Source organism: Streptomyces sp. NRRL F-6492, assembly GCF_001280125.1.
In the GTDB taxonomy this organism is placed as follows: domain Bacteria; phylum Actinomycetota; class Actinomycetes; order Streptomycetales; family Streptomycetaceae; genus Streptomyces.
In genome coordinates, this window is sequence record NZ_LGEG01000138.1 from 71276 (window position 1) to 84316 (window position 13041).

At 73.8% G+C, this 13041-nt stretch carries 10 protein-coding genes and 2 tRNA genes; 7 read left to right on the forward strand and 5 right to left on the reverse strand.

Features of this window, described 5'->3' with window-relative positions; all coding sequences use genetic code 11:
* The first annotated feature begins 4 nt into the window (after positions 1-4).
* From ADL08_RS12835 to ADL08_RS12845, 4 genes are all read left to right on the forward strand, one after another.
* On the forward strand, positions 5-1336 hold the full coding sequence (locus ADL08_RS12835; RefSeq protein ID WP_053642289.1) for an AAA domain-containing protein: 1332 nt from the start codon (positions 5-7) through the stop codon (positions 1334-1336).
* 143 nt (positions 1337-1479) lie between these two features.
* Positions 1480-1836 carry a hypothetical protein gene (locus tag ADL08_RS12840; RefSeq protein ID WP_053642291.1) on the forward strand — a complete coding sequence of 119 codons (357 nt, stop codon included), beginning with the start codon at positions 1480-1482 and terminating at the stop codon, positions 1834-1836.
* A 269-nt stretch (positions 1837-2105) separates the two neighbouring features.
* Entirely contained in the window at positions 2106-2732 is a 627-nt protein-coding gene (locus tag ADL08_RS34810; protein WP_063885280.1) for a hypothetical protein, read from the forward strand.
* Positions 2723-2796 (forward strand) — tRNA-Lys (locus ADL08_RS12845). The genes ADL08_RS34810 and ADL08_RS12845 overlap by 10 nt, the downstream gene beginning before the upstream one ends.
* Positions 2797-2880: 84 nt before the next feature.
* Here ADL08_RS12845 and ADL08_RS12850 read toward each other — a convergent pair.
* Complete coding sequence (locus ADL08_RS12850; protein WP_053642293.1) at positions 2881-4164, reverse strand: M6 family metalloprotease domain-containing protein; 1284 nt, start codon at positions 4162-4164, stop codon at positions 2881-2883.
* Between the two features lie 326 nt (positions 4165-4490).
* On the opposite strand from ADL08_RS12850, the gene ADL08_RS12855 reads away from it, so the two are divergent.
* Positions 4491-6365 (forward strand): EAL domain-containing protein, encoded by a 1875-nt coding sequence (locus ADL08_RS12855; protein ID WP_078967942.1) that lies wholly within the window; start codon positions 4491-4493, stop codon positions 6363-6365.
* Positions 6366-6482: 117 nt separating this feature from the next.
* On the opposite strand, the gene ADL08_RS12860 is transcribed toward ADL08_RS12855, so the two are convergent.
* On the reverse strand, positions 6483-8189 hold the full coding sequence (locus ADL08_RS12860) for a glycosyl hydrolase family 18 protein (RefSeq protein WP_053642294.1): 1707 nt from the start codon (positions 8187-8189) through the stop codon (positions 6483-6485).
* Positions 8190-8498: 309 nt separating this feature from the next.
* On the reverse strand, positions 8499-9569 hold the full coding sequence (locus tag ADL08_RS12865) for an LLM class flavin-dependent oxidoreductase (protein ID WP_199836994.1): 1071 nt from the start codon (positions 9567-9569) through the stop codon (positions 8499-8501).
* A 543-nt stretch (positions 9570-10112) separates the two neighbouring features.
* On the opposite strand from ADL08_RS12865, the gene ADL08_RS12870 reads away from it, so the two are divergent.
* Positions 10113-10871 (forward strand): IclR family transcriptional regulator, encoded by a 759-nt coding sequence (locus ADL08_RS12870; protein WP_053642298.1) that lies wholly within the window; start codon positions 10113-10115, stop codon positions 10869-10871.
* Positions 10872-10935: 64 nt separating this feature from the next.
* Positions 10936-11009, forward strand: a tRNA-Lys gene (locus ADL08_RS12875).
* A 51-nt stretch (positions 11010-11060) separates the two neighbouring features.
* Here ADL08_RS12875 and ADL08_RS12880 read toward each other — a convergent pair.
* Both ADL08_RS12880 and ADL08_RS12885 read right to left on the reverse strand, forming a co-directional pair.
* Positions 11061-11738 (reverse strand): response regulator, encoded by a 678-nt coding sequence (locus tag ADL08_RS12880; protein ID WP_053642300.1) that lies wholly within the window; start codon positions 11736-11738, stop codon positions 11061-11063.
* Positions 11654-12997, reverse strand: a complete 1344-nt coding sequence (locus ADL08_RS12885) for a sensor histidine kinase (RefSeq protein WP_053642302.1) — start codon at positions 12995-12997, stop codon at positions 11654-11656. The genes ADL08_RS12880 and ADL08_RS12885 overlap by 85 nt, the downstream gene beginning before the upstream one ends.
* Positions 12998-13041: the final 44 nt, after the last annotated feature.

A 13041-nucleotide genomic window follows, 5' to 3' on the forward strand; every position in this document is an offset into this window, starting at 1 on the left:
TGCCGTGACCGTGTTCGATCCCTCCGCCGAGGCCGGGCGGGCGACGGCCGCCATCCTTGCGGACACCCTGCACGGCGGCGCGCGGGGCGTGGTGGTGGACTCCCCGCCGGGCGCGGGCAAGTCGACGCTCGTCGTGCGGGCCGCCCTGGAACTGGCCGCCGCCGGCCGCCCCCTGATGGTGGTCGCGCAGACGAACGCGCAGGTGGACGACCTGGTGCTGCGGCTGGCCGAGAAGGAGCCGGAGCTGGAGGTGGGCCGGCTGCACTCCAGCGACTCCGACCCGTACGACAAGGCGCTCGACGACCTGGAGAACGTACGGAAGTCGGCGAAGGCGGGCGACCTGGCCGGGCTTCCGGTGGTGATCTCGACGGCCGCCAAGTGGGGGCACGTGAAGAACGTCGAGCCGTGGGCGCACGCGATCGTGGACGAGGCGTACCAGATGCGGTCGGACGCGCTGCTCGCGGTGGCGGGGCTCTTCGAGCGGGCCCTGTTCGTGGGCGACCCGGGGCAGCTGGACCCGTTCTCGGTGGTGGGCGCGGAGCAGTGGGCGGGGTTGACGTACGACCCGTCCGCGAGCGCGGTCTCGACCCTGCTCGCGCACAATCCGGAGCTGCCGCAGCACCGGCTGCCGGTGTCGTGGCGGCTGCCCGCGTCGGCGGCGCCGCTGGTGTCGGACGCGTTCTACCCGTACACGCCGTTCCGCAGCGGCACCGGGCACGGGGACCGGAGGCTGTCCTTCGGGGTGCCGTCGGACGGGTCGGGACCGGACCGGGTCCTGGACGAGGCGGCCGAGTCGGGCTGGGGCCTGCTCGAACTCCCGGCCCGGCACACCCCGCGCACCGATCCGGAGGCGGTGGGCGCGATCGCCCTGGTGGTGCGGCGGCTCCTGGACCGGGGCGGCGCGGCGGTCTCGGAGCGCGCGGAGCACCCCGTGCCCCTGACCCCCGACCGGATCGCGGTCGGCACCGCCCACCGCGACCAGGCGGCGGCGGTCCGGGCGGCGCTCGCGGACCTCGGCGTGTCCGGGGTGACGGTGGACACCGCGAACCGGCTCCAGGGGCGCGAGTACGACGTGACGGTGGTCCTCCACCCGCTGTCCGGCCGCCCGGACGCGACCGCCTTCCACCTGGAGACGGGCCGTCTGTGCGTGCTGGCCTCCCGGCACCGGCACGCGTGCGTGGTGGTGTGCCGCGCGGGCGTGGCGGACCTCCTGGACGAGCACCCGTCGACGGAACCGGTCCGGCTGGGCGCGGCGGTCTCGTTCCCCGACGGCTGGGAGGCGAACCACGCGGTCCTCTCCCACCTGGGGGAACACCGGGTGGCCTGGGCGCCGTGAGCCCGGGGCGCGCGGTCGGAGGTTCGCGCCCTTGCGGGGCGCGGGACAATGGATGGCGGCCCGGGTCTCCGGGCCGTGTCCGTGCGCGGCCCGGCCGTGCGCGGGCGTGCCCGTGCGGGACCTGTGCGAAGAGGAGAACGATGATGGCGGAATCCGCGGAGCGGAGCGGGCAGCGGCGGCTTCGGCCGGCGCCGCTGATCTTCGAGCCTGCCGAGGCGTCCGCAGATCCGGAGCACTTCTTCGACCTGGAGTCGCTGGAGGACCCGCGGGAGCTGCTGTCCCGGGCGACGGAGCTGACGCTCGCCTTCCGGGCGGCGACGGACCGGGCGACCGAGTTCCAGGCGATCGCGGCGGCGCAGCTGGCCGATCCGCGCCGGTTCGACCGGCTGACGGTGGCCGACGTCGCCGAGCGGGCCCAGTGGACCGAGGACTACGCCCGCAAGATGATCGAGTTCGGCCGCGACCTCATCCGGTCGGGCGGGCGGCCGGCGGAGGACTGAGCGGGCGGCGGGCGTCGTTCCGGGCGGGCGGTCCGCGGAGGACTGAGCGGGGGCGCGCGAGCGGCCCGGACGGCTCTCGGGGCGCGCGGGCGTCGTTCTGGAGCGTGGGGGCGCGAGACGGGGGCGCGTGTGGCCGGAGGCCTGCGTGGTGACTGAAAAACCACCCCTGGCATATGCCGAGGGCGCACGATACTCCCCGCCCGCATCTCCTGTCAGGATTTCCGGGAACCCTGGGAAACCGTCCCGTCACTCCCGGTACACCTGGACGCATGACGACGTGGCTGCGCGAAGAGACCCCGCACGACATGTTCCGGTTCCTCCGGGAGGGCGACGAGGGGCGGCACCAGACCGCCCGGGTGACCGCCGACGGGGCCTCCTGGCTGGCCTCGGCCGCCGGCGGGCGGGGCGCCGCGCTCACCCGCTGGGAGTCCCGGCCCGCCTCGGCCGCCGCGCTGCCCTGCGGGACGGTCTTCGACGTCGTCAACGTGGACCCGGTCTTCGGGCGCCGGATGCTGGACAAGCTGTGGACGGAGGGCCCGGGATCGGGGCCCGTCGCGGTCCACCGGGGCCGGATGATGCTGTTCGCCGCGCCCGGCACGGCCCAGCGGCTGCCCGCCCTGCTCGACTGGGAGGAGTGGGGCGACGCGGTGCCCCGGCCGCTCTGCCACGGGCTCGGGGACGCGGTGACCGTGCCGCCGCTCGTGCCCTCCGGCTCCGCCGGGCCCCGCTGGCTGGTGGCCCCCGACACCCTCCACCCCTGGCTGCCCGGCCCCGAGGTCGTGCTCTGGGCCTGCGTGCGGGCCGTCCGGGCGGTCTCCGCCGCCGACGTGCGGGTATCGATTTTTCCTCCCGCCGATCCGGGTGCTAATGTCTACGACGTCAGCAGGCGCCGCTAGCTCAGTTGGTTAGAGCAGCTGACTCTTAATCAGCGGGTCCGGGGTTCGAGTCCCTGGCGGCGCACAGACGGAAGAAGCCCCCCGCGCGAGCGGGGGGCTTCTTCGTGTGCGGAGGAGGCGGAGGGCACGGGGGGCGAGGGGGCGGGGGTCAGTCCCGGCCCGTCGGGGTGACCCTGACCGTCCAGACGTCCGACCCCGACCGGTCCATGACCTCGACCCGGACGCCGGTCCCGGGCACGGTGAAGGTCTCGCCCTCCTCCAGCGGGGCGTCCGCGAGCGGCGCGTAGACCGAGCGCTCCCAGCAGGCCTCGGTGCGCGGATGGGCGTCCACGACCTCGACCGGACCGTCCCCGGAGGCCGTGGTGCCGCGCACCCGGTAGACGAGCACGCCCTCCGTACAGGTCTCGGAGTCGTTCCCGGCGTCGCTCCTGGCCTCGATCGCGAGCACGCTGTCGGGGCCGGTGCGGACGACCGCGAGCCGGGTGCCGAGCGTGCCGCCGTCGCCGGGCGGGGCGTCGGTCGGCTCCAGGGCGACGACCCGGGACTCCGGGCCCTGGACGCAGGTCACCTGCGCGCGGGAGAGCCAGCCGAGCTTCCACTTGTGCCAGCCGAAGAGGTCCGGGGAGAGGCCGAACTGGCTGCCCATGACGTCCCAGTCGCCCACGTGGGTGTCCCAGTCGCCCTTGCCGTCCTCCGGCCGGTGGTAGAGGTCCGGCAGGTCGAAGACGTGACCGGTCTCGTGGGCCAGGACGTTGCGGTCGGGCGGGTGCCGCTCGAAGACCGTGACGACCCGCTCGATCTCGGCGCCGTCGGCCTCCAGCGGACGGTCCAGGTTGACGACCTTGGTCGCGTCGGAGTCCACGCCCGGCGCGTCCGGGTCCGCGACCAGGTAGACGATGTCGTACCGGGAGAAGTCGACGTCCCCGTCGGCGGCGGCGATCGCGTCGCGGAGGTACTCGGCCCGCTTCCCGGCGTCCCAGTCCCGCTGTATGTCGTACGCGCCCGACTCGCGCGGCATCGGGGTCCACGTCGTGCGGGCGTGCGGGGTCAGGGTGAAGTTCCCGTAGGAGGCGCGCTCGAAGAAGTCGCTGGTGCCGGGGAAGTGGTCGGCGGCGAGTTCGGCCGGCGTGGTGAGCGGCTCGGAGTCCGGGAAGGACAGGAAGACCACGACCGCGTCGAGGTCCCGGTCCGGGCGGGGGTACGAGCCGTTCCAGGTGTCGAGGCCGAGCGAGTGGTGGGCCTGGGTGCGGGGCAGGGCGCAGGGGTTCGCCGCGGGCACGCCGACGGCGGGGCCCGCGACGAGCCCGGTGGCGGCCAGGGCGGCGAGCGAGGTGAAGGCGGCCGCGCCGGCGCGCAGCCGCGGACGCCGCTCCACTCCCCCGGGTGGCTGCTGACCCCTCACATGGACCTCCGGATCACGAATGCGGGACATCCCACCCACCTTGTGATGATTTGCTTAATTTCGCACGTTTCCACTGCCCCGGTCGGGTGAGTGCGCAACGCCGCGTCGACGCGACACGGACGTGGATCGGTTCACGGAAAGTCACATTCGGTCACCCCGTCATCGACCCGTGTCAGAGCCGGGCAGAAACGATCGGGCAGGGTGCTCCGGTGGGGATCCTCACAGCGCCGGGCGGCCCCCGGGCGCACCCCGGAGCTGGAACGGCCGCCCGGCCTGGCCCTATGATCGGCTCACTCTTCCTCGGCCGACCGTCCCGTCCCCGTGCGACCGGCCCGACTGCCCTACGGGAGCGAGTGGTGAGCGGAACCCCCGAAGGACCGGTGCACCCGGAGCCGGCGGAGACACGCGCGGCCGAGCCCGCCCTCACGGAGCGTCACACCGGACGCCGGGAGGCCGAACTCCGCGACTACGGTGCCGCCTTCCGGGTCGCCCGGCTCGCCATGGCCCTCGTCGACCAGGACGGCGTGGTCGTCGCGGCCAACGACTCCCTCGGCGCCCTCCTCGGCGCCGAGGCCGGGACGCTCCGCGAACAGGCCGCCGCCGACCTCGTCGACCTCGCCTCCGACGGGCGCACCTGGCACGCGTACCGGGAGGTGCTCGGCGGCCGCCGCTCCCGCTTCCGCTGCACCCGCCGCCTCAAGCACGCCGACGGGCGCTCGCTGTGGGCCGAGGTCACCGTCGCCCCGGTGCCCGGCAGCCGGCGGGTCCTGCTCTCGATCGCGGACATCAGCGACCGGCGCGAGCTCCAGGCGCGCCTGCGCCACCTCCAGATGCACGACCCGGTGACCCGGCTGCCCAACCGCGCGCTCTTCTTCGAGCGCCTCTCGGCCGCCCTGGACGCCGCCCGGCAGGAGACCGCCGCGTCCCCGGAGCCGTACGCGCCGCACCGGTCACACGAGTCGTACGAGTCGCACGGGTATGGCAGAACAGGGCGGATCGGCCTCTGCTACCTCGACCTCGACGGCTTCAAGGCGGTCAACGACACCCTCGGCCACCGGGTCGGGGACCGGCTCCTGGCCGCCGTCGCCGGGCGGCTGACCGGGTGCGCGGACAGCGACGGCTACACCCGCAGCGGCGGCCATCTGGTGGCCCGGCTCGGCGGGGACGAGTTCGCGATCCTGGTCGAGGACTCCACCGGCACCGAGCAGCTGGCGGACCTGGCGCGCGCGGTGCTCGACGTGCTCCAGGACCCCTTCGACCTGGCCGGGCAGCGGATCTCGGTCTCCGCCTCCATCGGCGTGGTCGAGCGCTCCGGGCGGGGGACGACGGCGACCGCCCTGATGCAGGCCGCCGACACCACGCTGTACTGGGCGAAGGCGGACGGCAAGGCCCGCTGGACCCTCTTCGACCCCGAGCGCAACGCCCACCGGATGACCCGGCAGGCGCTCTCCTCCACCCTGCGGCCGGCCGTGGAGGGCGGGGAGTTCGCCCTGGAGTACCAGCCGCTCGTGGACCTGGCCGACGGGAGCGTGCGCGGGGTGGAGGCGCTGGTGCGCTGGCACCACCCGCAGTTCGGCCCGCTCGCGCCGAATCGGTTCATCGGGATCGCCGAGGAGGACGGCTCCATCGTGGAGCTGGGCCGCTGGATCCTGCGCACCGCCTGCCGTCAGGCCCGGCAGTGGCAGACGGACCATCCGCGCGAGCGCCCGCTGTTCGTGAGCGTCAACGTGGCGGTCCGCCAGGTCTGGGACTCCGACCTGGTCGCGGACGTGGCCGGCATCCTCGCGGAGACCGGGCTCGCCCCGCACCTGCTCCAGCTGGAGCTGACCGAGTCCGCCGTGATGGGCTCGGCGGGCCGGCCGCTCCAGGCGCTCCAGGCGCTGAGCGACATGGGGGTGCGGATCGCGATCGACGACTTCGGCACCGGCTACTCGAACCTCGCCTATCTGAGCCGGCTCCCGGTCTCCGTGCTCAAGCTGGACGGCTCCTTCGTCCGCGGCTTCCAGGACGAGGAGCACGCCAACCCGGCCGACGAGCTGATCGTCGAGGCGCTCGTCCAGCTCGCGCACCGGCTCGGGCTGACGGTCACCGCCGAGTGCGTCGAGACCGCGGGGCAGGCCAGCCGGCTGCGGCGGATCGGCTGCGACACGGGGCAGGGCTGGCTGTACTCGCGGGCGGTGGCCCCGGACCGGATCGCGGAGCTGATCGGCACGGAGCCCCTGCCGGCCTGATCCGCGCGCCCCGCCCCACCCCGGCAGGGGCCGCCCCCGGGCATGGAACTGCCCCCGGCCGGAGGGACATTCCGGGCGGGGGCAGCGGTCATGAGGGGTGCGGCGGGGGCCGGTGGCTCAGCAGGCGCCGAGGTCCTGCCAGACGCCCCACTCGCCGGTGGTGCCGGGGGCCTCGTTCTGGGTCCACCACTTGGCCTTGTACTTGCGGCCGTTGTGGGAGACCTGGTTGCCCGCGTTGTAGACCGTGCCGGCCACGTACGCCGGGACCGAGCCGCAGCCGGTGGTCGGCGGGGTCGTCGGAGGCGTGGTGGGCGGGGTGGTCGGCGGCGTCGTGGGAGGCGTCGTCGGCGGGGTGGTCGGGTTGGTCGGCTCGGTGGTGGTGCCGCCGAGCGCGGTGTTGATCTGCTTCAGGAGCGTGGCGTTGTTGTCCAGGCCGAGCAGGGAGTACATCATCGCGCCGGCCAGGCCGCGCTGCTTGCCGTAGTCCACCCGGGCCTGGATGGACTTCTGGTTGAGGCCGGTGAAGAACTCGCCGTCCTTGTAGAAGTACGAGGACTTCGACTGGTCGTCCCAGAAGGTGGTCGACGCGTTGTCGACGATGCCGCCGAGCTCCTTGTAGTGCGCGATGCCGGCCTGCTGGCTGAGCGGGCGGGCGCCGGAGCCGCCGGTGGCGGTCTGCGCGAGGCCGTTGGTGGTCCCGGCCGGGACGCCCTTCCAGCCGCGGTAGTAGAACTCGTAGCCCAGGGTCAGCTTGTTGGCGGGGAAGCCGCCCGCGATGCCGTAGGTCGGGTTGCCGTCGATCCAGGAGTCGATGGCCGCGTCGACGCTGTACTTCTCGGTGCCCGGCGCGATCGGGTCGGTCGGGTCGTTCGGGGAGGGGTACAGCGGGGACTGGTGGTACGTCGGCCCGTCGCCGTCCCAGGCGCCGTGCATGTCGTACGTCATGATGTTCGCGTAGTCGAGGTACGCGCCGATCTTGTCCGTCTCGATGTACTTGATCTTGTCCTGGCCGGCCGGGAGGGCCGCGGTCAGGAGGTACTTCTTGCCGCCGTTGGCCGCGCCGTACTCGTTCAGCTGCTTGCGGAACTCGGCGAGCAGGAGGGTGAAGTTCTGCTTGTCCTCGGGGCCGTAGTGGTTGCCCAGGTGGCCGCCGGAGGAGCCCGGGTACTCCCAGTCGATGTCGATGCCGTCGAAGATGCCGGCCGCCGTGCCCGCGCCGCCGTAGCCGCCCTCGACCGGCAGGTTGCCCTTGAGGTACTGGTCGACGCAGGAGGAGACGAGCTTCTTGCGGCTCGCGTCCGTCTTCGCCGCGTCGTGGAAGTACTTGGAGTAGGTCCAGCCGCCCAGCGAGATGTTGATCTTCAGGTGGGGGTACTTCGCCTTCAGCTCCTTGAACTGGTTGAAGACGCCCACGATCGGCTGGTCCCACTTGTCGGCGACGCCGTCGACGCTGTCCGCCGCGCTGAAGGACTTCTGGTAGTCGGCGTAGGAGTCGCCCGCACCGTCACCCGCGTTGGGGTTGTTGTCGTCGCCCGCGGCCTTGTTGGCCATGAAACAGGTGAGGTTGGTGGGGTGGATGTTGCCGAACGAGTAGTTGATGACGTCCAGCTGGCTCGCGATGCCCCGGGTGTCGAGGTGCTTGGGGTAGAACGCGTTGCCGTAGACGCTCCACTGGTCGTAGTACGCGATGCGCACGTTGCCCGCGGAGGCGGTGGTCGAGGTGGGGGCCGCCTGGGCGGAGCCGAGTCCGGCGGTCGCCGCGAGCGCGCCGGCGGCGAGGGCCGAGCTCAGGAGCGCGGCGATCAATGACTTACGGGGGTGCACGTGCGGCCTCCGGATGGGGGGACGGGGTGGTGCCGTACAGGAGCTGGAGCAGTGATAACCGCCGCGTGAACGGTGAGTCAATGGTCTGAACCAGATTGAGGACTAGACCAATTGACAGGAGAAAGCCCTTGTCAGAGGCGTGCAGCACAAAACGGAACCGCCCGCCACCATCGGTGACGAGCGGTTTAAGGCTCCTTTAGGGAAGGCCCGGGGTTCGTTCGACGGTGAACCAACCGGCCTCGGAAATCAGGGTTTTACCCGGCGGCCCCCGACCCGGAACGGGCGGACCGGACGACCGGACGCCTCCGACTACCCGGCGAGCTCCGGCATCCCGTACGCGTCCGCGATCAGTTCGTAGCTCCGCAGCCGCGCCTCCCCGCCGTGCGCGTTGGCCGTGATCATCAGCTCGTCGGCGCCCGTCCGCTTCCGCAGGTCGTCCAGACCCGTGCGGACCTCGTCCGGGGTGCCGTGCACGACGTTGGCGAGCCAGCCGTCCACGAACTCCCGCTCGGCGGGGCTGAAGGCGTACGCCTCCGCCTCCTCCGGCGTCGGCACCAGACCGGGCCGGCCGGTGCGCAGCCGCAGCATCGCGAGGGCACCGGAGAGCACCTGGCGGCGGGCCTGCGCGGCCTCGTCGGCGGCGAGCGCCGAGACGCCGATCAGCGCGTACGGCGCGTCGAGCGCCTCCGAGGGGCGGAAGGAGTCCCGGTAGAGGTCGAGCGCCGGGATCGTGTTCCTGGCCGAGAAGTGGTGGGCGAAGGCGAAGGGCAGCCCGAGCACGCCGGCGAGCCGGGCGCTGAAGCCGGAGGAGCCGAGCAGCCAGATCGGCGGGCGTCCCTTCGGCCCCTGCACCGGGCCGGGCACGGCGTGGATCCGGGCGTACGGGTGCCCGTCCGGGAAGTCGTCGTCCAGGAACCGGGTCAGCTCCGCGAGCTGCTCGGGGAAATCGTCGGCGCCCTCGTTCAGCCGGTCGGTGCGGCGCAGGGCGGCGGCCGTGGCGCCGTCGGTGCCGGGGGCGCGGCCGAGGCCGAGGTCGACCCGGCCCGGGGCGAGGGCCTCCAGGGTGCCGAACTGCTCGGCGACGACGAGCGGGGCGTGGTTGGGCAGCATGACGCCGCCCGAGCCGAGCCGGACGCGCCGGGTGTGGGCGGCGAGGTGGGCGAGGATGACCGCCGGGGAGGAGGAGGCGACCCCGGGCATGGAGTGGTGCTCGGCCACCCAGTGCCGGTGGAAGCCGCGCCGCTCGGCGAGCCGGGACAGCTCGACGCTGGTGGCGAGGGCCTGGGACGCCGTCCGTCCGCTGCCGACGGTCACCAGGTCCAGTACGGACAGGGGTACGGGGGCGGTGCCCCGCGCCTCTCCTCGAATGGTGTCGGTCACCGTCGGGATCCTCCTCGGCACGCGTGCGAATACATGGAGGGAAGAACAGGAGGGAGGCTCCGCTTATTCCGCGCGCCTCTTCACGCACCTCTCCGTACACCTCTTCGCACGCCTCCCCGCACACCTCTTCACGCGCCTCCTCGCGCACCCCTCCGCGCGCCCCGCGCGCCTCCCCGCGCACCCCTCCGGCGCCCCGCCACGCGCCCCTTCTCGCGCCCCCGCGCGCGCCCCCTCGGGGCGGTGACGCGTTCTCGCCACCCCGCCCCCGCGCGTTATCGGCCATCGAGGGGGGTCCGCCGGGTCCGTTTCCCGGTGGAGAATCTTCCGCCGGGACCGGTCCGAACGTACGCGCGAGCACGGGGGTGCACGCCCCTGACCTGAGGTTCTGCGGAGAAAGCGTGACCATGGCATATGCCAGAGTGGCGCGTCCCAGATGGGGGCCCGGGCCCTCCGCATCATTCTCGCCAACAGCCGCCCCGCAAACGGTCCTTGGCGGTTATCGTGGTACGAAAGCTTGCGGTCACAACCTGGTAGGGGGAAACCGTGGCCCTGAAGCCCGAGCCCACGGCGCCGTTCCACTCGGTGCAGTACGCCCTGCGCGTCCTGGAGACGGTCTCACGGCACGGCGGCGGAGTGACGGACACCCAGATCGCCCGCGAGACCGGCCTCCCCGTCGCCCACCTCTCCTCGCTGCTCCTGATGCTCCGCCGCGAGGGGTACGTCGAGCAGGTCGCCGACGGCGCCTACGTGGTCGGCGACTCCCTGGTCCTCCTCGGCTCCGGCCTGACCCGCCGCGAGGCCCTGAAGGCCAAGCTCCAGGAGACCCTGACCGAGCTGCGCGACTCCGTCGGCGCGGCCGTCTACATCAGCCGGTACATCGACGGCGAGGTCAAGATCACCCAGTTCGCCGACGGCCCGCGCACGCCCAAGGTCAACGAGTGGGTGGACTTCCGCTCGGCGGCGCACGCCAGCGCGGTCGGCAAGTGCCTGCTCACCCAGCTCGACCAGAACGGGCGGCGCGACCACCTCTCCCGGCACAAGATCGCCCGGCTGACCTCCCGGACCATCACCAGCGAGCGGATCCTCTTCTCCAAGCTCGACAGCCAGCCGGCCACCGTCCCCGTGCTCGACCTCCAGGAGTACGCGGTGGGCACGGTCTGCGCCGCCGTGCCGCTGACGGCGGGCGCGTCCGTGGGCTGTCTGGCGCTCTCCCTGCCGATCGAGCACGCCCACCGGCTGCGCGCGGCGGCCGACACGCTCAACCGCAGGGCCGCCCCGGTGGTCCTCTCGCTGGCGATCTGACCGCCCTCCCGCGGGGCGGTCGGAAGCACCCCGCGGGACCGGGTAGTATTTTCTCTGTCAGCAGGCGCCGCTAGCTCAGTTGGTTAGAGCAGCTGACTCTTAATCAGCGGGTCCGGGGTTCGAGTCCCTGGCGGCGCACCGACGGAGAAGGCCCCCCGCGCAAGCGGGGGGCCTTCTCGTCGTGCCCGGTCACGCCTTCAGATAGGTCAGGACGGCGAGCACGCGCCGGTGGGTGTCCTCGGCCGGGGGCAGGTCCAGCTTCGCGAGGATGTTGCCGATGTGCTTGCCGACGGCGGCCTCGGTCACGACGAGCCGGCGGGCGACCGCCCCGTTGGAGTGCCCCTCCGCGACCAGGCCCAGGACCTCGCGCTCGCGCGGGGTCAGCGCCGCCAGCGGGTCCCGGTGGCGCCGCAGCAGCTGCCGCACGACCTCGGGGTCGACGACCGTGCCGCCGTCCGCGACCCGGGCCAGCGCGTCCAGGAACTCCTCGACCTGCCCGATCCGGTCCTTCAGGAGGTAGCCGACGCCGGTGCCGTCGCCCGCGTCGAGGAGGTCGGCGGCGTAGCTGCGCTGCACGTACTGGCTGAGGACGAGGACCGGCAGGCCGGGCCGCTCGGCGCGGAGCGCGAGCGCCGCGCGGAGCCCCTCGTCCTGGAAGCCGGGCGGCATCCGCACGTCGGTCACGACGACGTCCGGGTCGTGGGCGGCGACCGCCTCGCGCAGGGCGTCGGCGTCCCCGACGGCGGCGACGACCTCGTGGCCGAAGCGGGCCAGGAGCCCGGTCAGTCCCTCCCGGAGGAGGACGCCGTCCTCGGCGAGGACGACACGGAGCCGGCGGCCCGCGCCGGAGCGATCGGTACGGGACAAGGGATCTCCACTCGGAGGAGGGTCGGCCCGCCCGGCGGGCTCGTGATCGTCAGTGTGCCGTCGAGGACGGCGACCCGGTCGGCCAGCCCGGTCAGACCGCTCCCCCGGACCGGGTCCGCCCCGCCGCGCCCGTCGTCCTCGACGTCGAGCCGCAGGACGCCGTGCGCGTGCCGGGCGGTGATCCGGGCCCGGCGGGCGCCGCTGTGCCTGCCGACGTTGGCGAGCGCCTCGCAGCCCGCGAAGTAGCCGGCGCTCTCCACGGCCCGGGGCAGCCGGGGCAGCTCGACGTCGGTGTCCACGGGGACGGCCGAGCGGTCGGCGGCGTCGGTGAGGGCGGGGCCGAGGCCGTAGTCGGCGAGGACCTGCGGATGGATGCCGTGGATCAGCTCGCGCAGCTCGGTCAGGACCCGCCCGGCCTCCCCGTGGGCCTTCGCCAGCTGGTCGGCGAGCGGTCCCGGCGGAGCGTCGAGGCGGGCGAGGCCGAGGGTCATGGTGAGGGCGACCAGGCGCTGCTGGGCCCCGTCGTGGAGGTCCCGCTCGATGCGGCGCCGCTCGGCCTCGAAGGCGTCGACGAGCCGGGCCCGGGAGGCGATGACCTCGCCGATGCCGCCCGCCGGGGCGTCGCGCGGGGCGAGCAGGGCGCGGGCGAGGGCGGCGCGGGCCCCGGCGACGGCGGTGAGCGGATGGGCGAGGGCGGCGAGGAGCACGACACCGAGGAGGGCGGCGGCGAAGGCCCCGGGCCAGGTGGTGACCAGGTGGGCCTTGACGACCTTGGCCTCCTGTCCGTCGGCGGCCAGCTGGACGGGGGCGCTCATCAGGGCCAGGGGCAGACCGGCGCCGACGGCGAGGACGACCAGGTCGAGCGGCCACAGGACGGTGGCGAGCAGCAGGGCGTACGCGAACTCCCGCCAGGTCGCCTGCTCCCCCGCCCGCAGCCGGAGCCAGGCGGCGAGGCCGGGGGCGGCGGGGACGCGGTGCGGGTCGGGGGCCGGGTCCCGGTCCACGAGCCGGAGGCGGAACCGTTCGAGCGCGCCGAGGGCCGGGCCTGTGAGCAGGAGCGGCGGCAGCCCGACGAGGACCAGGGAGAAGACCCCGAGGACGAGGAGGACGAGACCGGTGGCGGCCCCGGCGAGCACGCCGGTGGCGAGGTACGCGACGGCCCGCCACGGCCAGGCGCCGAGGAGGAAGCGGGACCGGGCGAGCGCCTGCCAGGGCGTACGGGGTTCCGGGGTGGGGGATTCCGGCGTACGGGGTTCCATGGACGCCCACGGTAGGCCCGGCGCCGGGGGCGGGGACATGGGGC

Bases quoted from the DNA above. Each gene is read 5' to 3' on its own strand.
- ADL08_RS12840 (WP_053642291.1), top strand. From the start codon at position 1,480: ATGGCGGAATCCGCGGAGCGGAGCGGGCAGCGGCGGCTTCGGCCGGCG.
- ADL08_RS34810 (WP_063885280.1), top strand. From the start codon at position 2,106: ATGACGACGTGGCTGCGCGAAGAGACCCCGCACGACATGTTCCGGTTC.
- ADL08_RS12850 (WP_053642293.1), bottom strand. From the start codon at position 4,164: ATGTCCCGCATTCGTGATCCGGAGGTCCATGTGAGGGGTCAGCAGCCA.
- ADL08_RS12885 (WP_053642302.1), bottom strand. From the start codon at position 12,997: ATGGAACCCCGTACGCCGGAATCCCCCACCCCGGAACCCCGTACGCCC.